Origin of the sequence: Huintestinicola sp. (genome assembly GCF_050874005.1) — a bacterium.
Lineage (GTDB): Bacteria > Bacillota > Clostridia > Oscillospirales > Ruminococcaceae > Huintestinicola.
On the sequence record NZ_JBNMJV010000022.1, the window covers coordinates 1 to 21,092 of the forward strand.

The following is a 21,092-nucleotide window of genomic DNA, read 5'->3' on the forward strand; positions in this document are numbered from 1 at the left end:
AGTTTCTCCAGCGGATCGCCTAATTCTGTTAATTTCTTGTATCGGTTCTCCTCATCAAAGAACCCTATCTGTCTTATTTTCATATCTCTATTTTACCACTTTTTTTCTTTTTTGTACAGGGGTTTTTAGATGTTACCTTTTCTTTATTCTTTAAAATCAAATCGGACATACTCCGACATATTGCCGCAAAACCTTGTAGCAGACGGGTCTCCCGTCCACTACAAGGTTTTTTGAAACAATTACACATATTACTATCGTTACCGAGCCGTCTGCCTGCGACCAAACAAACTATAGAACGAGCGCACGCAGGCTCAGCCTGCCTCATCAGCCTGCAAAAAATCCTTCCCCCGACCAAATGGGAGAAGGATTTTGTATTGGTAATATTAGTTAATAGTCAGTCCCCTGCAAAGCTTCGGTAAAACAGCTATATATCCCTGCCGTTACCGAGCCGTCTGCCTGACGTCCAAAACAAACTACAGAACGAGCGCACGCAGGCTCAGCCTGCCTCAGCCTGCCTCAGCCTGCTTCCTTGCCGCATTCCTCGAAGAGTCTGTCCACATATTCCGTATCCTTCACCTTGGTAAAGGAGCTTACAAGAGGAACAACGATAAGACCCACTATCATAGCAATAGCGCCTGCATTGATAGGCGAAGCCATATTGAGCTTTAAGGAAGCCGCAGCCTTTGTAGCCTCGGGGAAAAATCCCAGGCTGAAAATAAACATATGGATAACGGTAATGCCAACGCCCGTAATAAAGCTTGTCCATACAGCCGCCTTTGTTATCTTCTTTGAGAAAAGACCGTACATAAAGGGAGCCAGGAATGCGCCTGCAAGTGCGCCCCAGGAAATAGACATCAGGGTGGTTATGTAAGTGTTGGGGTTAAGAGCAATTACAACGGAGAGAACAAGGAAAGCAGCGATAAGTATACGCATTGTAAGCACCTGTTTCTTTTCGTCCATACCGCCCTTTACCGCAGGCTTGATAAGGTCAATAGTGAGAGTAGAGCTTGATGTGAGCACCAGCGAGGAAAGGGTGGACATAGAAGCGGAAAGCACCAGCACCACAACGATTCCGATAAGCACCTCCGGGAGAGCGTCGTGGAGCATTGCGGGAACGATGGAGTCATAAATAAGCTTGCCGTTTGCGCCCCTTTCAATGAACGTCCTGCCCGTCTGGGCAGCCACAGCCTCATCGGCAGAGCCGTACAGCCTGCCGAAGCCGCCCATCAGATAAGAGCCGCCTGCAACCACCACAGCAAAAATGGTGGAGATTATGGTTCCTCTCTTGATAGCCTGATCGTCCTTGATAGCGTAGAATTTCTGCACCATCTGAGGCAGACCCCAGGTTCCGAGAGATGTGAGGATAACAACGCCGATAAGGTTTATTGGGTCGGGACCGAAAAGGGAATTAAGGGTATTTTCGGGAACTCCCGTATCGGAAATAGCACCCAGCTGTCCGAGAGCCGAGGACAATCCGCCCTTTTTGGAAATAACACAGAATACAACCGCCGAAATGCCCGCCAGCATAATGATACCCTGAATAAAGTCATTGATTGCCGTAGCCTTGTAGCCGCCGAGAATTACATAAACCGCCGTAAGCACCGCCATACCGATAATGCAGGCGGAATAGGGAATGTTGAATGCCATTCCGAAAAGCCTCGAAAGACCGTTGTACACCGAAGCGGTGTAGGGAATAAGGAAGAGGAAAACTATTACAGCAGAGACAACCTTCAGACCCTTTGAATTATATCTCTTCTCGAAATATTCGGGCATAGTCGAAGCACCCATCTGCTTTGTCATAATACGTGTCCGCCTGCCCAGTATCATCCAGGCGAGCATTGAGCCGATAACAGCGTTTCCGATACCTATCCACGCCGCCGAAACGCCGTAGCTCCAGCCGAACTGACCTGCATAGCCGATGAAGACCACCGCAGAAAAATAAGATGTGCCGTATGCGAAAGCGGTTATCCAGCCGCCCACGCTTCTGCCTCCAAGCACGAAATCCGATACCGAGGAGGTTTTTTTGTGGCAGTAAACGCCTATGCCTATCATAACCGCAAGGTATACCGCCAGAATAACGTATAACACTAAAAAATACCCCTTTCACATTTTGTTTATTTATCACTTTATCAATCAAAAGCGCATAAGCGTTAAAGCAATAAATTCCATATAATTATATCAGAAAGAGGCAGTTTTGTCAATTAGACAATATAATCAATTTAGTGCCTGTCCTTTGGCAATATCCGATAAAAGCTTTTAAAAGGCGGCAAAGATTATGTGAGATATGCTTAAAATTTTACAAAATTATTGTATATTATGCAAAAAGCTGTAAAAAAGGCTTGTAATTGACGGCGAAAAATATTACAATATAAGGAGTATCATTTTAATTACATTGCAGGGGTTTAAAGCATAAAACCCCCGAAGTTTTCTCTTAAAACGTGAAAATTTCCGAAAGGTGGAAAAAACATAATGCCCATTACAGAATTACTCGAAGAAAACGCACGCAAATACGGCAATGACGTATGCCTCGTGGAAATAAATCCTCAGATACAGGAGACCAGACGTATGCTGTGGAAGGACTTTGACCTTATCCAGCCCACCTCCGACCTCTCCTACCGCCGTGAGATAACCTGGCACGTGTTCAACGAAAAGGCAAACCGCTTTGCCCAGCTGCTTCTGAGCCGTGGAGTGAAAAAGGGCGACAAGGTGGCGATACTCCTTATGAACTGCCTTGAGTGGCTGCCAATTTACTTCGGCATACTGAAAATAGGCGCACTTGCCGTTCCTATGAATTTCCGCTACAGCTCCGAGGAGATAAAATACTGTCTCGACCTTGCGGAAGCAGACGTTCTTGTGTTCGGTCCCGAGTTTATCGGCAGGGTGGAGACCATTGCCGAGGACATCAGCAAAAACCGCATACTTTTCTATGTAGGCGGCGACTGCCCCTCCTTTGCCGAGGATTATGACAAGCTCACCTCAAACTGTGCCAGCGTTTCCCCGGGAATTACCCTCTCCGACGACGATGACGCAGCGATATACTTCTCCTCGGGAACTACAGGCTTTCCCAAGGCAATACTCCACACCCACCGCAGCCTTATGCACTCCTGCATAGTGGAGCAGCAGCACCATCATCAGACAAAGGACGATGTATTTCTCTGCATACCCCCTCTCTATCATACGGGTGCGAAAATGCACTGGTTCGGCAGCCTTATTTCGGGCAGCAAGGCAGTTTTACTAAAGGGAGTAAGCCCCGAGACAATTCTCGATACCGTTTCAAAGGAGAAATGCACCATTGTGTGGCTCCTTGTGCCCTGGGCTTTGGATATTCTTGAGGCAATTGATACGGGCAAGGTAAACCCCGCAGACTACGAGCTTTCACAATGGAGACTTATGCACATAGGCGCACAGCCCGTTCCTCAGAGCCTTATCAACCGCTGGAAGCACTATTTCCCCAATCATCAGTATGACACGAATTACGGTCTCAGCGAGTCAATAGGACCCGGCTGTGTTCATCTGGGAATTGAGAATATACATAAGGTGGGAGCCATCGGCATTCCCGGCTACGGCTGGCAGGTAAAGATAATCGACGAGCAGGGCAATGAGGTCAAGCAGGGCGAGGTTGGCGAGCTTGCAGTCAAAGGCCCCGGCGTTATGAAATGCTACTACAATAACCCCCAGGCGACCGCAGAAGTGCTTCACGACGGCTGGCTGTGGACAGGCGATATGGCAAGGCAGGACGAGGACGGCTTCTACTTCCTTGTTGACCGCAAAAAGGACGTGGTAATAAGCGGCGGCGAAAACCTCTACCCCGTTGAGATAGAGAATTTTATGAGCAGGTTCGACAAGATAAAGGACGTTGCTGTCATAGGACTTCCCGACAAGCGCCTGGGCGAGATAGCGGCGGCGATCGTGGAGCTTAAAGACGGCGCAGAATGTACCGAGGAGGAGATAAATGAGTTCTGTCTCGGTATGCCAAGATACAAGCGTCCCAAGAAGATAATCTTCGCCCCCGTTCCCCGAAACGCCACAGGCAAGATAGAAAAGCCCAAGCTCAGAAAAATGTACTGCGGCGACAATATGATCGAAAAGGAAAATCAGAGCTGATAAAATTATCAGGGTCTGCCCCGTTTTTGGGACAGACCCTGTTTTTTCTGTGACAAAATATTGACTTATTTCCCGATAACCGCAATGTCCCCGGACATCGTTCCCTCAATAGTAAAGCTTTCGGGATATTCACCCTCATCCTTTTCCTTGTCATAATTCGCCGCAGGAATAACAGCCACGGGCTTTACTGCAAAGGTGTATTTTTTCCCGCTTTTGAGAGTTGTAAACTTGCAGGCAGTCGCTTTCGTAGTTTTCAGCAGCTTGTATTCGCCGCTGTTTAGCTTCTGATATATTTCATAATAAGTCGCATTCGCTACCTTATCCCATGAAACAGTATTTCCCTTAGATTTGGGCGAAACGGTCACACTGCTTTTGAGCAAGGGATTGGTCAATTCGGTCTCACGAACGCTGAATGCCCCTCTGTCGATTTTTACATTGAAATCGTAAAAGTTTACAAGTGTAAGATTAGAATCAAAAAGAAAAGCTGATTTCCTTATCTCTGTCACCGAATCGGGTATTGTTACGGTACACAGATATGGACAACTCCACATTGCGTTGCGGTCTATGATCTCCGTTCCCTCCGGGACAGTGTATTCACGGCGTCTGTCGTCTTGTGCATAAGCTATCAGTCGTTTACCGTCCTTGCTGAAAACAACATTGTCAATACATTTCAGATACTTATTTTCGCTGTTTACATCGAACTCCTTAAAATCACAGCTGCCGTCTATATCCACAACATCAACGCCGTTAATACTGTCGGGTATCTTAATAGTCGCATAGAGATATTCTTGACCATCGCCTACCCATTCTATGGTATAGCCGCTTTTTTTGCTGCCCGACCACCACCAGCTTCGGATATTGGGTATACTAAACTCTTCAATGTCCTCATAATAAAGGTCATAGCCCGTGTATTTGCCGTCCCCCACCTCCGATTCAGAGCCTTGTTCATAGAAATATATGGGCGTATGATCTATGAGTATGTCGCCTGATTCCAAGTCATAGATCACACTGTAATGACAGCCTCTCTCCGGATCATACTCAAAATCACGAATTACTTCCGCCGAAGCACTGACTGTGCTTAGTGACATACCGAGCAATATTGATATTATCACTGCTTTTTTTAATTTTTTCATTTTTATCATACTCCTTTCTATTTTTCTATGCAATAGTTATTTCCGTAATATCGGTAAAAATATTTGTTCCCATTTGCATCCTTGCACAATTCAATCACATGATTTAATTATTCAGAAAAAAGCTCTGTCAGTCAAACGCCCTCTCCGCTCTGTCCTTCGGCACACCAAGACCGATAAGAAGCGTTGTTCCGAAATCCACAAGAAGCTTATGAGCCTCGTCTCTTTCGCATTTAACGGCTCCCGAGGAAATGAGGGTAACAAGTCCCTGAGTATAAATTGCCGCCGACTGCATAAAGCTTCGTGCAGTCAGAACATCTATGCCGAATTTCTCCGCCAGCCTTTCGGCAAGCAGTACATTTTTCTTATCCTCAAAAACAAATCCAATTCCTTCCGATGAACGTCTCCCTGCCTCGTCAAGCTGTAAAAAACGTACAAGCTTAGGCTCATCAAACGCCATATCAACATACACTCTGCCGATATTAAGGAAATCTGCCAGCGGGTCGCCCGAGTCCAGCACCATTTTTCCGTTAACGTAGTCAAGTGCATACTCCGCAAGCTCGCTGCGGAAACTTTCCATATTTCCGAAATGCCACGCCACAGGCTGAGTGGAGCAGCCTGCCTCCCTTGCAAGAGTAGTTATGTTAATGGAAGAATAACCGTCCTTTATAAGCATTTTAAGACCGGTCTGCAAAAGCTTTTCCTTTGGTATACGCACGTTTCTCCCCATCAGGGCATCTCATTTCATAAATATTTTCACATCTATTATACTATTATACCATATTGGGATAATTTGTCAAGCAGGAGCGAAAGGGATATCAAACCGCAGCCCGTTATTATTTTAATCTGATTTTAACCTAAATATAATCATAAATATAATGAACATACCGCCCATTGCTATTGACAATTTCCTCCTTTTGGAGTATAATTCAAAATAAGCGCATATCGGCACTATTCCCGAAATGCGAAAAGTCAGAATAAGAAAGGACGCTTTGTATGCAAGTTAAAGAAAAGCCTTTGAGCACCGTCCCCAAGGGACTGACTCAGAGCGAAGCAGAGGAAAGCCGTAAGAAAAACGGCGCCAACACCCTGACCCAGATACCCCCCGACCCCCTCTGGAAAAAAATTCTTGAGGGATTTAAAGACCCGATGATAATGATACTGCTTGTGGCCCTTGTGGTGCAGGTAGTTCTCTTCTTCCTCGGACAAGCAGAATGGTTCGAGCCTGCGGGAATACTCGTTGCCATTATGATAGCAAACGGCGTTTCCGCAGTCAGCGAAAGCAAGCAGGAGGGCAAGGCGTCAGCCCTCAAGGCAGAGGAAGAAGCCAAAGAGACCGCCAAGGTCATTCGTGACGGAAAGCTTACCGAGATACACGTAAGCGACGTTGTTGTAGGCGATATCGTATATCTCCAGGCAGGCGACAAGCTTCCTGCCGACGGCGAGCTTGTAATGGGCGCTATAAAGGTCGATCAGGCTGCCCTTAACGGTGAGACCGAAGAAGCCGAAAAGCTCCCCGATGAAAGCGGCGAGGGCTATGATACCAAGGATCTTCTGAATAAGCACTACGCATACCGAGGCACAGTTGTCTGCGGCGGCGAGGGCTATATGGAGATCAAGGTGGTAGGCGACAAGACCCTCTTCGGTGAGCTTGCTCTTGAGGTCCAGGAGGACACAAGAGAAACTCCTCTCCAGGTAAAGCTCAGCCACCTTGCAAAGCAGATATCCACCTTCGGCTATGTGGGCGCTATATGCATCGTTGTGGGCATTATGGCAAAGACACTTATCACAGGCGAGATACCTCAGGACTTCTTCGGCTGGGTACGCCTTATTATGGACGCAGTTACCGTAGCCGTAACAATTATCGTATGTGCAGTTCCCGAGGGACTTCCTATGCTCACCTCCATTCTCCTCTCCTTCCAGAGCCTCAGAATGGCAAAGGATAACGTCCTTGTAAGAAAGATAAACGGTCTTGAGACCGCAGGAAGCCTCAGCATTCTTTTCAGCGACAAGACAGGCACCATCACCGAAGGCAAGCTTTCCGTAGTTGAGCTTTCCTCGGGAGACGGCAGCCTTTATGACAGCTTTGACAAGATACCCGCTCCCCTTGCAAATGACATCATCATCGGCGCAGGCGTGAACAACAGCGCATCTGCCGCTGACGGCAAGGTAATAGGCGGAAACAGCACCGACCGTGCCCTTATGACCTATCTTATGGAGGCAGGAAAGGCTGAGAGCATTACCAAGGACAATGTTTTAAGTTTCAGCGCATTCGACTCCAACAAGAAATGTTCCAGCGTAACAGTTTCCGAAAACGGAAATGCAGTTACATACATCAAGGGCGCACCCGAGAGACTTCTTGAAAGATGTGACTCCTACGTTGACGAAAAGGGCGAGGTAAAGCCCCTTTCGGACAAGAAAGCCCTTATGGACTATATCGACACACAGGCATCAAGGTCAATGAGACTTTTGGGCGTTGCAAAGAAAAACGGCGAGTCCGACGAGGGAACCGTAACACTCGTATGTCTCCTCAGCATTCGTGACAACGTGCGTAAGGAAGCCGTTGACGCTATCAAGGAAGTACAGAACGCAGGCATTCAGGTGGTTATGGTAACAGGCGACAGAAAGGAAACCGCCGTAGCCATTGCCAAGGAAGCGGGACTTCTTACCTCCGACACCGACATTGCTCTCACCAGCGCAGAGCTTGCCGAAAAGACCGATGACGAGCTGAAGGCACTTCTTCCTAACCTGAGAGTAGTTTCCAGAGCGCTCCCCACCGACAAGAGCCGCCTTGTAAGAGCCGCACAGGAGCTTAACCTTGTTGTAGGTATGACAGGCGACGGCGTAAACGACTCCCCTGCCCTAAAGAAAGCAGACGTTGGCTTTGCAATGGGCAGCGGTACAGAAGTGGCAAAGGAAGCGGGAGACATCACTATCCTCGACGACAACTTCTCCTCCATTGAAAAGGCTATCCTTTACGGCAGAACAATGTTCAAGAGCATACGCAAGTTCCTTATCTTCCAGCTCACCGTAAACGTGGCAGCCGTTCTCACCTGCTTCATAGGTCCTCTTATGGGTGAAAACGTGATGATGACCGTAATCCAGCTGCTTCTCGTAAACCTTGCAATGGACACCCTTGCGGCTATTGCATTCGGCAGCGAGCCTGCGCTCAAGGAATATATGAAGGAGCAGCCCGTTCCCCGTTCCGCAAGCATCGTAAGCAAAAATATGATGATAGAGATCATCATTTCCGCACTTTACATCACAGCAGTATGTCTCAGCATAAGATTTGTTCCCGCATTCCGTACCCTCTTCGGCGGCGTGGACGACACCTACCTCAAGTCCGCAGTATTCGCAACCTTTATGATGGCAATAACCTTCAACGGCTTCAATGCACGTACCTCTCATATGAACCCCTTTGAGGGACTTGGCAGAAACAAGAATTTCATCTATGTAATGCTGTCTATCTTCCTCCTCCAGTTCATCTTTGTCACCTTCGGCGGCGAAGTGCTGAGCGTTGAGGCTCTTAACCCCCTCACATGGCTCGTATGCATCGCACTTGCATTTATGGTAATTCCCATCAATATGATACGCAAGGCTGTAACAAAGGGCGAATGAGTTTGACAGAACATTAAATTATCCCCTGCTTTTCCTGTTTGGAGAAGCAGGGGATTTTTTATGTTATATTTTCGTTCAGAACTGCAAATGACAAACCTTTTCTCTTTCCCATATACCTCTTATCGTGACAATAAATGTAAAACACAGCCTCAAGCGGCTCGGAAAAGACCTTGTCACGTATCTCAAAGCCTGCCCGCTTGCCGTATTTCCTGTTTTTGTAAAGCCAGCCCTCGTGGTGGAGCACGATATTTTCCTCGCTGCGGTAAAACCGCCACTCCCCCGCACCCGTTGTAATGCTCACAACCTTTTTGCCTGCCCTGCAGCCGAAACCCAGCCTTTCGCACAGGCTTTCAATGGCGCTTGTGTCCCAGCCGCAGTCACCTCGCTGCTTTTCCCTCTGAGGAGCGCAGCAGTTGCAGGGCGTCATACCCATCATTCGCCCCTCATCGTAATCAAACAGCCCCACCAGTTCGTTTGCAGATTTGTCGGAAATAAATCTGCACCCGGGGCGGTGAAAAACCGCTCTGTTTTTTACCGCATAGAATGAATACTTTTCGGAGACTTCCCTTTGTAAATTTTTTTGTTCGTCCATAGCATTTTTCTCCTCTCCAAAATCATACCCCGCACTTTTTCCTCATAAATTTCTTGTCGTGACAATAAATGTAATATATCGCTTCCTTTGGGTCGGTAAATCTCTTCTCCTGCACGTGAAAACCGTCCTCCCATTTGGCGTAATTTTTCTTGCGAAGCCAGTTTTCGTGGTGGAGAACTATCTTGTCCGAGTTTCGCTTGAAATACCACTCCGCCGCACCCGTAAATATGTAAATTATCTTATCATATACCTGACATTTAAGTTCAAGGCTCTCGCAGTACTGCCTGATATTGTCCGTATCCCATTTATCGGGCTTTAACTGAGCCTGAGGGGACTTGGGCTTAGACTGAGAATACTTTGGCTTTTCCTTTTCGGGACGGCAGCATTTGCAGGGAGTAAGCCCCGACATTTTTGCGTGGAGATGATCGTAATAGCCCGTAAGCTCATCGGCAGCTCGTCCCGCAACAAATCTGCATTCGGGGCGGTGAAAAACAGTCCTGCCCTTTACCGCAAGAAATGCGCTGTCCTCTACAGACGCTTTGATTTTCTCACGTTTGACATATTTGAGACGGGGCGCCTCATTCTGCACCTTGTCCGCTGTCTTTTTCGTCTGATGCAGCCGTCCGATCATTTTCCTTATGTATTCACAGTCGTTCATTGAGTGATGAAGGGGCTTGCCGAGCTGTATGCCAAGCTTTTCGCAGGTCTTTTTGAATGAGGAATTTCCCACATCTTCCCTGCCCTGAAGAACGATGATGCTCACCTCATATCCGGGACAGAAGCGGTCTTTCAGTCTGTAAAGAAGCTCCTTTGACTCCTCTCCCCACACATACACCTGCCTGCATTTACCTATGAATTTGAAAAATTCCTTTACCGCCGCCGCAATAGGTACCGCACCCCGAAGCTCATCTTCCGATATCCCCATAAATTCTATGTCTCTCCACTCCGTCCCCGAGGGCGGACGTATGACACGATAAAGCCTTGAAAGCTCCCTGCCTTCGTCGTCGAGAAGAATTGCCCCAAGCTGAACAGGCTTTTTGCTTTAGCCCGCCCATTCCACATCTGCTGCCGCATAGTACATAAAACCGCTCCTTCCTAAAAAAATATTCCTTTTATAATATCATTATAAACTATGACCTGTATAAATATCGTTACAGCAAAGCTGCTTACAAAAAAATTTAAAAATCCCTTGACAAATGTTAATTATCGTGATATACTTAAATAAATCAAATACCCCAAACCGCAGAAGCGGAGATAACGGCAGGTATGACCTTACAGAGAGCTCGGGAGGCTGGGAACCGGGCAGGATACAGCTTGTCAAATGGACCGCCGAGGGCTTCGAGGAAATGGCAGGAAAATGTCAGAGTATTCGCAGACGTGTGGGCATACGTTAGTTGCCGGGGATATGTCAGTATCCTGCTAAGAGCGCAGCAAGGCTGCGAATCAAGGTGGCACCACGGATAAACCGGATTTATTCGTCCTTGACAGAAAGTAATTTTCTGTCAGGGGCGTTTTTGTTTTCTGACGGAAAATCAGGCTCACAACAAAAAACATCAAACGGAGGAAAAAGCTATGAACTTCAACGGAACAGAATTCGACACCTACTTCAAGAACTACCCCGACAGCAAGGGCTATTTCGGCAAATACGGCGGAGCATATATCCCCGACGAGCTGAAAAAAGCTATGGACGAGATCACCGAAGCCTATTTCACCATCTGCAAATCCAGCAAATTCATCGGCGAGCTTCGCAGGATAAGAAAGGAATTTCAGGGCAGACCTACCCCCGTTTCCTACCTTGAGCGCCTTTCAAACAGTCTGGGAAATGTTCAGCTTTATGTAAAGCGTGAGGACCTTAACCACACAGGCGCTCACAAGCTGAACCATTGTATGGGCGAAGCTCTCCTTGCAAAATATATGGGCAAGAAAAAGGTCATTGCCGAAACAGGCGCAGGTCAGCACGGCGTTGCACTTGCCACCGCCGCCGCATATTTCGGACTTGAGTGCGACATCTATATGGGCGCTGTGGACATCAAGAAGCAGGCTCCAAATGTTGCAAGAATGAAAATTCTCGGCGCTAACGTTATTGAAGTCACAGACGGTCTTGCCACCCTCAAGGAAGCCGTTGACGCAGCATTTGCCGCATATTCAAAGGAATACAAGGACTGCATTTACTGCATAGGCTCAGTTGTAGGTCCTCACCCCTTCCCTATGATGGTAAGGGATTTCCAGAGCGTGGTTGGAATTGAAGCGAGAGAGCAGTTTATTGAAATGACGGGAGAACTGCCCGACGCTGTCGTTGCCTGCGTAGGCGGCGGCTCAAATGCAATGGGAATGTTCTCGGGCTTTTTAAATGACCCTGTTGAAATTTACGGCGTTGAACCTCTGGGCAGAGGCACCGCTCTTGGCGACCACGCCGCAAGCCTTACCTACGGCGAAGAGGGCGTAATGCACGGCTTTAACAGCATTATGCTCAAGGACGAGAACGGCGAGCCTGCTCCCGTTTACTCCGTTGCCAGCGGACTTGACTATCCTTCTTCGGGTCCCGAGCACGCATTCCTCCACGATCTCGGCAGAGTAAAGTATGATGTGGTAAACGACGAGGAGACCATTGACGCATTCTTCACCCTTTCGAGAATGGAGGGAATTATCCCTGCCATTGAAAGCTCCCACGCCGTTGCATATGCAATGAAGCTTGCAAAGAAGATGGAAAAGGGTTCTATCCTCATCAACCTCTCGGGCAGAGGCGACAAGGATATGGATTATATCATTGAAAAATACGGCATAAGATAAGAACAGTTCCCCACTCAGAAAGCCGCTCCGGTATAATGCCGGAAGCGGCTTTGCTTTTTTCGGTGCAGGATTTGAGTAAGGACAGCGCCCTATTCACTTCGAAAATATTATAAGGCAAATTGATCTGCCGCACGATACTCGCTGTCCGCAGAATATACGGCTATAGATCAGATTGTATCCCAGCCTATGAAAATATCGTTTTCAGGATTACAATATGATGATTTTTATGTTATCATTTATTGTAGAAAATTGATATGAAGATACGCTGCTTTGAGAACTGTCTTGCCTGCAAAATTCATCTTGATACGGGTTTTGTGTCTATGACATAAACAGCCGTGACGGTTGGAGGATATTGCTCTTGCGTAGCTTGATCGTGCCGATGTTGAGGAAAGATTAGTTAATGAAAATTGTGACCAATAATATAAAGGGAAATAACAACTATGAAAATATTCATCTGTGATGACGAGCCTAAAATATTGTCGGACATATCATCAAAAGTCAACTTATTTTTTCCCGAAGCGGCTGTTTCGGAATATACAAACGGAAAAGCTTTGCTTGAAGCAATTGCGGAAAATAACTGCGACATTCTCCTGCTGGATATTGATATGCCTGAGATCAGCGGACCGGATATTGCGGCACGGCTCACCGCACTTGCCAATAGACCCCTGCTTGTATTTGTAACGAGCCACGATGAGCTTGTTTACGACAGCCTCCGCCGAAAATATACAAAAGCAGGACGATGAGATACGCACTCTCCACGAAAATGTCCGCCGAATAAAGCACGATATGAAAAATCATCTTACAAATATTTATGATATATGTAATGCCATTTGCTTTTGTGAATTATTTTCCTGCCCGGTATCTCCTCAGAAAGGACGATATGACGGGATACCCCCAGATATTTATGTATCTGACTCCTGCTGTGGGAATTGTGATGTACCTGACTGCGTATCTGTTCTGGCGGTACAGCATAAGGTTTTATAAGAGTTCGGGAAATTGATCTCTGATATGTCAGCATTAAGCAATGTATAATTTTTTACTTTTTTATCCTAATCAAAATCAAAATGGTTCTGAAACATTTTCTGTAAGCCTATCCGCCTGCTCCTTAGTGATATAATCCGCTCTGACCATATTTTCAAGCACTTTTTCGGTACGCTCCCTTGCAAGCTCGGGAGGAGCGTCGGGAGAATATGCGCTTGGAGCATTTGGCAGCCCTGCCAGCATTGCACATTCATACTCAGAAAGCTCCGGGATATCCTTTCCGAAATATCCCTGTGCTGCCGAGTCAAGACCGTAATATCCGCTTCCGAAATAAATGCTGTTTATGTACAGCTCAAAAATTTCTTCCTTGGAAAGCTCATCTTCCATCTTAAACGCCATAAACATTTCCGCAAATTTCCGCTCAAGTCTTTTTTCCTGAGTAAAGTATTCGTTTTTGGCAAGCTGCTGGGTAATGGTGCTGCCGCCCTGCTCGGGAGCCTTGACCTTTATATCGTGCAGAACTGCCCTGCATATGGCAAAAACATCAATACCCTTATGCTCGAAAAAATTTTTATCCTCCGAAGCAATGACCGCATTTACATAGAATGTGGGCAGCTCTTTGTATTCTGCGAAACGGCAGCGGCTTTTTATGTCCGCCGCCATTTCGGAAATGCTCTTTTCTTCCAAGGCGCTGCTGTACATCTCATATCCGAGATAAGCATAATATCCCGATGCCGCAAGTGCAGCAAACAGCACAGCCGATACAGTTACAAACAGCAGCCGTTTTATTCCTTTGAACATTTTCTTCATTTATTCCTCCGATATATTTTTTCGGAAATACTGTCCGAAATGTCAAATATAAATCTGATAGCCGAAATAAGCATTGCCGCAGGTATCATCAAAGCTGCGATCAGTCCCAGACCGACAAAGCGAATAATATCGCATAAAAATCTTTCCATAGCCTTATTCCCTGCCGCTTACTATCTTGTAATAGCTGCCCGATGTGATAAGATAAACTGCTGTGTACAAAATTCCGAACAGCATAAAGCAGCATAAGGTCACGACTGCAAAAAGTCCTGCGTCTGTCAGTCCGAACAGCGTGAGCAGCCTTGAGATTATACCGAAGGCAAACGCCATATGAACGCCTGCTGCGGCAAGGGGAGCAAAGAATATTGTCAGCACCTGAGAATTTATGCTCTTTCGTATCTCGGTCTTTGTCATTCCCACCTTCTGGAGTATCTCAAATTTTGCCTTGTCCTCAAAGCCCTCGGATATCTGCTTGTAATACATTATCAGCACAGCTGCGGCAATAAATACCGAGCCAAGCAGGATACCAAGGAAGAACAGTCCGCCGTACATAGCGTAAAACTCTGCTTTATCATTTGCGGCACAGTCAAGGGAAACGCCGTTCCAGTCATCTGGGTGTTCATCTGTAAGCTGCAGGATATTCTGAAGCATTTCCGAATTTATCTCGATCTGCTTATCCTCGTCACAGTCAAGGTCAAAGGCGTAATAATCGTGCATACCCGAATGAGCAGCGCCGTAGATACCAAGCTGAAGCTCATACAGCTCCTCTATCACCGCTTCGTCCTTTACAAAAAGGAATACCGAGGGAACTACATTAACTGCGGCTGCTCCGTTTGTTACAAAATCCTCTGCCTTTGCTTTTATCTCAAATGTACCGAACTCGTCAAGAGTGATAGAGTTATAGTTATAATCGCCGTTTACCGTATAAATTATAGTCTCGCCGTCAGACAGGGTCTCATTCTTACCCATAATGCTGTTGTAATCCGAAAGGCTCACGAAATATATCTGACGGATATCGGCATTAAGCGAATTTGAAAGCTCGTTTGCCCTGTCGGGGTCACAGATAACTCTGTCGCCCTCAAAGCCTCCCGTAATATTAAGAAAACTAAAGTGAAGAACGTTTTCGGGTGTTTCGCCGAATTCCTCAAGGACGTCCTCCGCCGCCTTATGAGTGAGAGAGGTCATTTCTTCCTCCACAGAATATGTGTCGAGAATGAAATTTCTCGGGTAACGAAGTCTCAGCACGTCCTCCTCGCCAATATAAAGGCATATGGTGGAGGACAGCGTTACAAGCACCATTGTGGACAAAATGCAGATAGAAGCAAGACCTGCGCCGTTTCGCTTCATTCTGTACGCCATCTGTGAAACGGAAATGAAATGGTTTGTCTTATAGTAATACTTCTTGTTTTTCTGAAGAGTCCTGCAAACCGCCACCGAACCCGATATAAAAAGCAGATATGTCGCAGCAATGACCATAAGAACAGCAATGAAAAATACAAAAACAGCGCTGAGCGGTTCTTTGATATATACAGCCAAAAAGTATGCCACACCAAGCAGAAGCGCACCCAGAACCGCTAAAACATAATTTGCCTTCGGGGGCTTTTCACCGGAATTTTCGCTTTTCATAAGCTCTATCGGATTTGCAAGGCGGATCTGCCACAAGTCGCTTATCAGTATCAGCAGAAAGATCCCGGCATAGCAAATGAGAACTTGTACTATGGATCTCGGCTCAACATTAAAGGCATATGAAGCCGCTCCCTCCAGCATTTTTGTAAGTGCAAGCTCAGCAAGCTTTGAAAAAAGTATTCCGCAGGAAATTCCCACAACAGTAGATATCACGTATATAATTAAGGTCTCCCACAAAAGTATCCTCGAGATATTCCGCTTATCCATTCCGAGAATGTTGTAAAGTCCGAACTCGGTCTTTCTGCGGCGGATAATAAAGGAGTTGGTATAAAAAAGAAATATTGCGGAAAATTGCACCATTACGCCGCAGCCTAAAAAGAGAAGCATCTGCATTATATCTCCGCCCTTGATATCGGCTACAAAGCTGCTCATAGAAAGAAACGAGGTGATGTAATACATCATTATCATTCCCGAGCAGGTAAGGATATAGGGCAGATATATGCGGCGGTTCTTCTTTATGCCGTTTACCGCAAGCTTTGGATATAACAGCATTTTGTTCATTATACCGCACCTCCCGAAGCGATAAGAGTGAGGGTGTCGGATATTTTTTTGTAAAGCTCCTCGTTTCCGCAGTTACCTCTGTATATCTGGTGGAACACTTCGCCGTCCTTGATGAAAAGCACCCTGTTTGCGTGGCTTGCCGCCTTGACGGAATGTGTTACCATAAGGATAGTCTGTCCCTCGGCGTTCAGCTTTGAAAATACCGCCAGAAGCTCGTCGGAGGCTTTGGAATCAAGTGCGCCGGTAGGCTCGTCCGCAAGGAGAAGCTTAGGCTCGGTTATCATTGCTCTTGCGGCTGCTGTGCGCTGCTTCTGTCCGCCGGATATCTCATAGGGGTATTTGTCAAGAAGCTCCGAAATACCCAGCTTTGCTGCGGCAGGCAGCAGCTTTTTCTCCATTTCGGGGTAACTCATTCCCATAAGCACCAGCGGCAGAAGGATATTATCTCTGACGGTAAATGTATCAAGGAGATTGAATTCCTGAAAAACAAATCCAAGATTATCACGTCTGAACTTTGCCGCTTCTCGTTCCTTTACCTTTGAAAGCTCTGCGCCGTCAAGCACCACCTTTCCGCCGGTGGGTTTGTCAAGAGCAGCAAGAATGTTGAGAAGAGTGGTCTTTCCCGAGCCGCTTTCTCCCATTATTGCAATATATTCTCCCTTTTCAGCGGTGAAGGTCACATTTTTCAGAGCCTCCACCTTTGCTGCTCCGATTCGTGCGGTGTATGTCTTTTTTACGTTTGTTACCTCAAGAATAGGCATTGTCATCATTCCTTTCTGATTATCATTATATCAGAAAGGGAAAATGTCCGCCATTGATATGGCTTACATTTTCCCGGAAAATCTTACATTTTTGTAAGGTTATTCAATTTCAATCTTCTGTGTTTCAAGAGATATCTTTATTATGGTTCCCGTTGTGCTGCTTTCTGCACTTATCTTATGTCCAAGCCTGCCGCAGATGCGCCTGCAAAGGTAAAGACCAATTCCGCTTGCTTTTTTATCAAGTCTGCCATTACAGCCCGTGTAGCCTTTTTCAAAGACTCGGGGCAGATCTTCGGGAGCTATGCCAATGCCCGTATCTCTTATGCACAGGGTCAGCGGCTCTTGGCAGTATATCTCAATTTCCCCGGAGGGAGTATATTTCACAGCATTGGAAATTATCTGCTCGATAACGAAAAGAAGCCATTTTTCATCGGTGAGAACTGTTTTCTCAATGGGTTCATAAATAAGCTTTAGCCGTCTGCGTATAAACTGAGAGGAAAATTTCCGAACAGCCTGTCTCACGATTCCGTCCAGGTCAAATTCTCTTATCACAAGGTCGCTGCTGTCGCTGTCAAGCCTTAGATAGCACAGCACCATATCCGCATACTGCTCTATCCTCTGTAAATTTTCCGACAGCTCGCTGTATTCGGGGCTGTCGCCGCCCTGCAGAATAAGTCCCATAGCAGCAATGGGCGTTTTTATCTGATGCACCCACATTGTGTAATAATCCGTCATATCCGAAAGCCTTTCGGCGGCTTCATTTTCCGAAGCTTTGAGCGCATCGTAAAGGTTCTGAACAAGCCTTGTATAATCCTCCTCAATGCCGTTTCGGGGCAGCGGGATATTATCGGCTGAAAGGGTAATTTCCTCCGCAAGCCTTTGCAGGATAATGCGTATGCGGCGGTAGGAAAAAAAGTCAATAATAAGAAAAACGATCCCGAAAAATCCGCTTAGCAATGCGCCGTAAAGCACAGGTGAAAGGGGCAGTCCGTACAGCGAAAATACCAGCGCAAACAAAGCGCAGATGATAAGCCATACTATAATATTTTTCTTATGAGCTTTTATGTATTCACCAAACATTTTCCATTACTCCACAATATAACCCATACCCGATCTTGTTTCAATAAGATCCGAAAGTCCCGATCTTTCCAGCTTCTTTCTGAGCCTCGATACATTAACTGTAAGAGTGTTTTCGTCAACATAGCTGTCGGTCTCCCAGAGCTTGTTCATAAGGAAATCCCTGCTCACTACCTTGCCCTTGTTTTCAAGCAGGGTGAGCAGAATGCGGTACTCGTTTTTGGTAAGGTCGATCTTTTCGCCGTTAAAGGTGAGTGTCGCATCGGAAATATTGAGCATTGCACCCTTATGGGTAATGACATTAGTCTCGGAGCCAAAGTCGTATGTTCGCCGCAGAATTGCCTGAATTTTTGCCATAAGCACAGTCAGGTCAAAGGGCTTGGCAATAAAGTCGTCGCCCCCCATATTCATCGCCATTACGATATTCATATTGTCCGAAGCAGAGGAAAGAAAAACAACGGGCACCTTTGATATCCTGCGTATTTCCGAGCAATGGTAAAAGCCGTTGTAAAAGGGCAGACCGATATCCATAAGCACAAGATGCGGCGAATACTCGGTAAACTCGCTCATTATATCCTTAAAATTTTCGGCACATTTAGCTTCAAAGCCCCATTTTTCAAGATGATTTTTTACAGCGTTCGCAATGGTGCGGTCGTCCTCTATTATAAGAATTCTGTACATTGTCGGTCTCCTTTTGAAGCATAGTTTTTCTCAGTTGAACAAGGCGGCGAGAGGACGGTACATATTTATTAGAGCGTTTTTGTAAACTTGAACATTACCGTACCACAGCTGTTATCCCTGTCCCCCGAACTTATTCAGCGCCGAAGGAATGTAAAGCGAACCTCCTATAAGGAGCATTCCCCCGTTCTCCGCATAGGAATAAGCACGCCTGTACACCTCGGAAATGGGCGCAGTTTCGCCGTCCTTGAAGCACTCAGCCAGCTTCGGAGCGAAAACCGTTTTCGGACAGAAGCCGTCAATGCAGTAAGCCTTGTCGATGTAGGGAGAAATGTAGGAAAGAGCGGTTTTCCAGTCCTTGTCCGCACTCATTCCGCATATCATCACCTTGGGGTACTGGGGCAGAGACGCAACAAATTCCGTCAGCGCCCTCATTCCCTCGGGATTATGCGCTCCGTCAATGATTATCATCGGGTCCTTCTTCCTTACTATCTGACACCTTGAGGGCATAACTGCCGTACTGATACCGTCAAATATCTTGCTGTCCGTAAGCTTTTTGAATTTCTTTCTTATGACCCCTGCCGCCTCGATAGCAGTCAGAGCATTATATATCTGATGATTTCCGGGCATTGCGGTGGCGTAATCTCTCATCTTATAGGTAAATGCCGCACCATCGGGCTTGCTTCGCAAAATATTCAGCTTAGACAGGTCGGGGCGAATTACCTTTGAACCGTGAATGGCGGCGTATTTGTCGATGACCATATTCGCCTCAAAAGGATTTTGAGGATATACCACCACAGTACACTCGTCCTTGATAATACCCGCCTTCTGAAATGCAATGTCCGTTATCTTGTCCCCGAGAATAGCCGTGTGGTCAAAAGATATGGACATTATCACCGAGCATATATTGTCCCTTATGATATTTGTGCTGTCGTAAAGTCCGCCTACGCCTGTCTCAAGCACCACGATATCGCAGTCCTGCTCCGCAAAATACAAAAACGCAATGGCATTGGTTATCTCAAACTGAGAATACCCTGCCCCGTCGCTTTCCACAACAGGTCTTACGATTGAAATGATACGGGACAGTTCCTCATCGGGTATCTCTATGCCGTTTATCTTAATGCGGTCGTTGTATCTGTAGATAAAGGGAGAGGTAAATTCACCCGTTCTGTAGCCTGCCAGAGTGAGAGAATTTGCAAGCATCCTCACCACCGAGCCTTTGCCGTTGGTGCCTGCCACGTGAACAAATTTAAGCCTGTCCTGAGGATTTCCCAGCCTGTCCATAAGGGAGGCAAACCTTGACAGGTCGTGAACGGGGGCGCCGGATTTGGTATATCCCCCGAGAAAATTTATTATCTCACCGTTCAAAATTATGACCGTCCTTTCCCGAAAGCTTTATGCTCTCTGAGCCATAGCCTCACGTATTTTTGCCGAAAGCTTGTTTGCCCTTTCCGTCTCCGCAGGGCTTGCAGACAGCATAGGTCCGCCGATATCAAGATATTTCGCCGCATTTGAGGTATCTCCGCAGAGATAGAAAAGTTCCGCAGTCTCCATAAATACCGAACCCCTTAAAAATCTGCTCAGAGGAGTTCCCTGCTGTGAAGCGCCCTCAGACGAATTGAAAAGATTTTCATACTCATTTTTGATAAGCCGCAGGTCAAGAGCCTTGCGGTAATTCCCCCGTGCCTTTTCCACGTTTATCATTATCCCAAAAGCGGTCACGCAGCAGTTGTAATTTCTCTCCGCCGCCATTTCAATAAACCGCTCCCCGTCCGCATATGCTCTGAGGACGCTGTCATAATCGCCCACATTGCTGTATGTCTCGATTATTTCGCCGTAAAAGGTCATTCCCACATCGGGATACTTGTCAAAGCCGCTCCTGTCAACGGAATACAAAAGCTGCAAAGCCTCGTTTATATTGCCCCTTACAGCCTGAGTATTGGCAAGGAGCAGGGTGAGCCTTACCTTTTCGGGATATTTAACCGCCTGCCCGACAGAGCTGTAAAGCATACTTACCGTGCTTTCCGAAGTAAAATCCTGCTGAAGCACTCTGAAAACCTTTCGGACAAGCCTGCCGTTTCCCGCAGGGATAAGCTTTTTCGTGATATACCCAACGTAGATAAATGGCAGGATATCAATAATCAGAATAATGAGATTTATTGTTCCCCTGTCAGAATAATATTCATACAGCTGCCTTCGTGCCGCCTCGCTTATGCAGAGCACCGTCAAAGTGATTATCCACGAAGATGAAAGCATAGCCTTCTGCTTTTTGTAAAGCCTGTCAAGATTTTCTTTTGTAAGGTTTATCATTAAATGTCACCCCATATCACTTGCGGCTCCCCCCGAAAAAAGCCCCGGGAGAGAGCC

19 protein-coding genes are annotated in these 21,092 nt (G+C 46.6%); 6 read left to right on the forward strand and 13 right to left on the reverse strand.

Annotated features, from left to right (window positions below; all coding sequences use genetic code 11):
• Nucleotides 1–516: 516 nt before the first annotated feature.
• Entirely contained in the window at nucleotides 517–2,052 is a 1,536-nt protein-coding gene (locus ACR0QN_RS08480) for a sodium:solute symporter family protein (protein WP_432650815.1), read from the reverse strand.
• Between the two features lie 417 nt (nucleotides 2,053–2,469).
• On the opposite strand from ACR0QN_RS08480, the gene ACR0QN_RS08485 reads away from it, so the two are divergent.
• Nucleotides 2,470–4,104 (forward strand): class I adenylate-forming enzyme family protein, encoded by a 1,635-nt coding sequence (locus ACR0QN_RS08485; RefSeq protein WP_432650774.1) that lies wholly within the window; start codon nucleotides 2,470–2,472, stop codon nucleotides 4,102–4,104.
• Between the two features lie 65 nt (nucleotides 4,105–4,169).
• Here the strand turns inward: ACR0QN_RS08485 and ACR0QN_RS08490 are convergent, their stop codons facing one another.
• Together ACR0QN_RS08490 and ACR0QN_RS08495 are read right to left on the reverse strand one after the other, a co-directional pair.
• Nucleotides 4,170–5,237 carry a leucine-rich repeat protein gene (locus ACR0QN_RS08490; protein ID WP_432650775.1) on the reverse strand — a complete coding sequence of 356 codons (1,068 nt, stop codon included), beginning with the start codon at nucleotides 5,235–5,237 and terminating at the stop codon, nucleotides 4,170–4,172.
• Nucleotides 5,238–5,364: 127 nt separating this feature from the next.
• Entirely contained in the window at nucleotides 5,365–5,964 is a 600-nt protein-coding gene (locus ACR0QN_RS08495; protein WP_432650776.1) for a TetR/AcrR family transcriptional regulator, read from the reverse strand.
• A 266-nt stretch (nucleotides 5,965–6,230) separates the two neighbouring features.
• On the opposite strand from ACR0QN_RS08495, the gene ACR0QN_RS08500 reads away from it, so the two are divergent.
• Nucleotides 6,231–8,852: a calcium-translocating P-type ATPase, PMCA-type gene (locus ACR0QN_RS08500; RefSeq protein ID WP_432650777.1), complete on the forward strand. Its 2,622-nt coding sequence runs from the start codon at nucleotides 6,231–6,233 to the stop codon at nucleotides 8,850–8,852.
• Nucleotides 8,853–8,910: 58 nt separating this feature from the next.
• Here the strand turns inward: ACR0QN_RS08500 and ACR0QN_RS08505 are convergent, their stop codons facing one another.
• Both ACR0QN_RS08505 and ACR0QN_RS08510 read right to left on the reverse strand, forming a co-directional pair.
• The gene (locus tag ACR0QN_RS08505) at nucleotides 8,911–9,444 is read right to left on the reverse strand and encodes a hypothetical protein (protein ID WP_432650778.1); all 534 of its coding nucleotides are present in this window, start codon (nucleotides 9,442–9,444) and stop codon (nucleotides 8,911–8,913) included.
• 22 nt (nucleotides 9,445–9,466) lie between these two features.
• Entirely contained in the window at nucleotides 9,467–10,369 is a 903-nt protein-coding gene (locus ACR0QN_RS08510) for a hypothetical protein (RefSeq protein ID WP_432650779.1), read from the reverse strand.
• A 271-nt stretch (nucleotides 10,370–10,640) separates the two neighbouring features.
• Between ACR0QN_RS08510 and ACR0QN_RS08515 the strand changes: the two genes are divergently transcribed.
• The 4 genes from ACR0QN_RS08515 (at nucleotide 10,641) to ACR0QN_RS08530 (ending at nucleotide 13,234) form a co-directional block, all read left to right on the forward strand.
• Nucleotides 10,641–10,838, forward strand: a complete 198-nt coding sequence (locus ACR0QN_RS08515) for a hypothetical protein (RefSeq protein ID WP_432650780.1) — start codon at nucleotides 10,641–10,643, stop codon at nucleotides 10,836–10,838.
• A 178-nt stretch (nucleotides 10,839–11,016) separates the two neighbouring features.
• Nucleotides 11,017–12,234, forward strand: coding sequence for a tryptophan synthase subunit beta (trpB, locus tag ACR0QN_RS08520; RefSeq protein WP_432650781.1), 1,218 nt, complete (start codon nucleotides 11,017–11,019; stop codon nucleotides 12,232–12,234).
• 440 nt (nucleotides 12,235–12,674) lie between these two features.
• Nucleotides 12,675–12,977: a LytR/AlgR family response regulator transcription factor gene (locus ACR0QN_RS08525; protein ID WP_432650782.1), complete on the forward strand. Its 303-nt coding sequence runs from the start codon at nucleotides 12,675–12,677 to the stop codon at nucleotides 12,975–12,977.
• 62 nt (nucleotides 12,978–13,039) lie between these two features.
• Nucleotides 13,040–13,234, forward strand: coding sequence for an ABC-2 family transporter protein (locus ACR0QN_RS08530; protein ID WP_432650816.1), 195 nt, complete (start codon nucleotides 13,040–13,042; stop codon nucleotides 13,232–13,234).
• A 59-nt stretch (nucleotides 13,235–13,293) separates the two neighbouring features.
• On the opposite strand, the gene ACR0QN_RS08535 is transcribed toward ACR0QN_RS08530, so the two are convergent.
• The 8 genes from ACR0QN_RS08535 to ACR0QN_RS08570 all read right to left on the reverse strand — a co-directional run bounded on the left by ACR0QN_RS08535 (nucleotide 13,294) and on the right by ACR0QN_RS08570 (nucleotide 21,035).
• Nucleotides 13,294–14,025, reverse strand: a complete 732-nt coding sequence (locus ACR0QN_RS08535) for a transglycosylase domain-containing protein (protein WP_432650783.1) — start codon at nucleotides 14,023–14,025, stop codon at nucleotides 13,294–13,296.
• On the reverse strand, nucleotides 14,022–14,174 hold the full coding sequence (locus ACR0QN_RS08540) for a hypothetical protein (RefSeq protein ID WP_432650784.1): 153 nt from the start codon (nucleotides 14,172–14,174) through the stop codon (nucleotides 14,022–14,024). Before ACR0QN_RS08540 ends, ACR0QN_RS08535 begins: the two co-directional genes overlap by 4 nt.
• A gap of 4 nt (nucleotides 14,175–14,178) precedes the next feature.
• Nucleotides 14,179–16,209, reverse strand: a complete 2,031-nt coding sequence (locus ACR0QN_RS08545; RefSeq protein ID WP_432650785.1) for an ABC transporter permease — start codon at nucleotides 16,207–16,209, stop codon at nucleotides 14,179–14,181.
• The gene (locus ACR0QN_RS08550; protein ID WP_432650786.1) at nucleotides 16,209–16,970 is read right to left on the reverse strand and encodes an ABC transporter ATP-binding protein; all 762 of its coding nucleotides are present in this window, start codon (nucleotides 16,968–16,970) and stop codon (nucleotides 16,209–16,211) included. Before ACR0QN_RS08550 ends, ACR0QN_RS08545 begins: the two co-directional genes overlap by 1 nt.
• A gap of 99 nt (nucleotides 16,971–17,069) precedes the next feature.
• Entirely contained in the window at nucleotides 17,070–18,050 is a 981-nt protein-coding gene (locus ACR0QN_RS08555; protein ID WP_432650787.1) for a sensor histidine kinase, read from the reverse strand.
• Nucleotides 18,051–18,056: 6 nt separating this feature from the next.
• The gene (locus ACR0QN_RS08560) at nucleotides 18,057–18,728 is read right to left on the reverse strand and encodes a response regulator transcription factor (protein WP_432650788.1); all 672 of its coding nucleotides are present in this window, start codon (nucleotides 18,726–18,728) and stop codon (nucleotides 18,057–18,059) included.
• A gap of 111 nt (nucleotides 18,729–18,839) precedes the next feature.
• Entirely contained in the window at nucleotides 18,840–20,093 is a 1,254-nt protein-coding gene (locus ACR0QN_RS08565) for a bifunctional folylpolyglutamate synthase/dihydrofolate synthase (RefSeq protein WP_432650789.1), read from the reverse strand.
• 27 nt (nucleotides 20,094–20,120) lie between these two features.
• Nucleotides 20,121–21,035 (reverse strand): hypothetical protein, encoded by a 915-nt coding sequence (locus ACR0QN_RS08570; RefSeq protein ID WP_432650790.1) that lies wholly within the window; start codon nucleotides 21,033–21,035, stop codon nucleotides 20,121–20,123.
• Nucleotides 21,036–21,092 lie beyond the last annotated feature (57 nt).

Coding starts and splice junctions, on each gene's coding strand:
- ACR0QN_RS08570 (WP_432650790.1), bottom strand. CDS start 21,035: ATGATAAACCTTACAAAAGAAAATCTTGACAGGCTTTACAAAAAGCAG.
- ACR0QN_RS08535 (WP_432650783.1), bottom strand. CDS start 14,025: ATGAAGAAAATGTTCAAAGGAATAAAACGGCTGCTGTTTGTAACTGTA.
- ACR0QN_RS08505 (WP_432650778.1), bottom strand. CDS start 9,444: ATGGACGAACAAAAAAATTTACAAAGGGAAGTCTCCGAAAAGTATTCA.
- ACR0QN_RS08560 (WP_432650788.1), bottom strand. CDS start 18,728: ATGTACAGAATTCTTATAATAGAGGACGACCGCACCATTGCGAACGCT.
- ACR0QN_RS08555 (WP_432650787.1), bottom strand. CDS start 18,050: ATGTTTGGTGAATACATAAAAGCTCATAAGAAAAATATTATAGTATGG.
- ACR0QN_RS08495 (WP_432650776.1), bottom strand. CDS start 5,964: ATGGGGAGAAACGTGCGTATACCAAAGGAAAAGCTTTTGCAGACCGGT.
- ACR0QN_RS08490 (WP_432650775.1), bottom strand. CDS start 5,237: ATGAAAAAATTAAAAAAAGCAGTGATAATATCAATATTGCTCGGTATG.
- trpB (WP_432650781.1), top strand. CDS start 11,017: ATGAACTTCAACGGAACAGAATTCGACACCTACTTCAAGAACTACCCC.
- ACR0QN_RS08515 (WP_432650780.1), top strand. CDS start 10,641: ATGTTAATTATCGTGATATACTTAAATAAATCAAATACCCCAAACCGC.
- ACR0QN_RS08545 (WP_432650785.1), bottom strand. CDS start 16,209: ATGAACAAAATGCTGTTATATCCAAAGCTTGCGGTAAACGGCATAAAG.
- ACR0QN_RS08500 (WP_432650777.1), top strand. CDS start 6,231: ATGCAAGTTAAAGAAAAGCCTTTGAGCACCGTCCCCAAGGGACTGACT.
- ACR0QN_RS08540 (WP_432650784.1), bottom strand. CDS start 14,174: ATGGAAAGATTTTTATGCGATATTATTCGCTTTGTCGGTCTGGGACTG.
- ACR0QN_RS08480 (WP_432650815.1), bottom strand. CDS start 2,052: ATGATAGGCATAGGCGTTTACTGCCACAAAAAAACCTCCTCGGTATCG.
- ACR0QN_RS08485 (WP_432650774.1), top strand. CDS start 2,470: ATGCCCATTACAGAATTACTCGAAGAAAACGCACGCAAATACGGCAAT.
- ACR0QN_RS08525 (WP_432650782.1), top strand. CDS start 12,675: ATGAAAATATTCATCTGTGATGACGAGCCTAAAATATTGTCGGACATA.
- ACR0QN_RS08550 (WP_432650786.1), bottom strand. CDS start 16,970: ATGCCTATTCTTGAGGTAACAAACGTAAAAAAGACATACACCGCACGA.
- ACR0QN_RS08510 (WP_432650779.1), bottom strand. CDS start 10,369: ATGGGGATATCGGAAGATGAGCTTCGGGGTGCGGTACCTATTGCGGCG.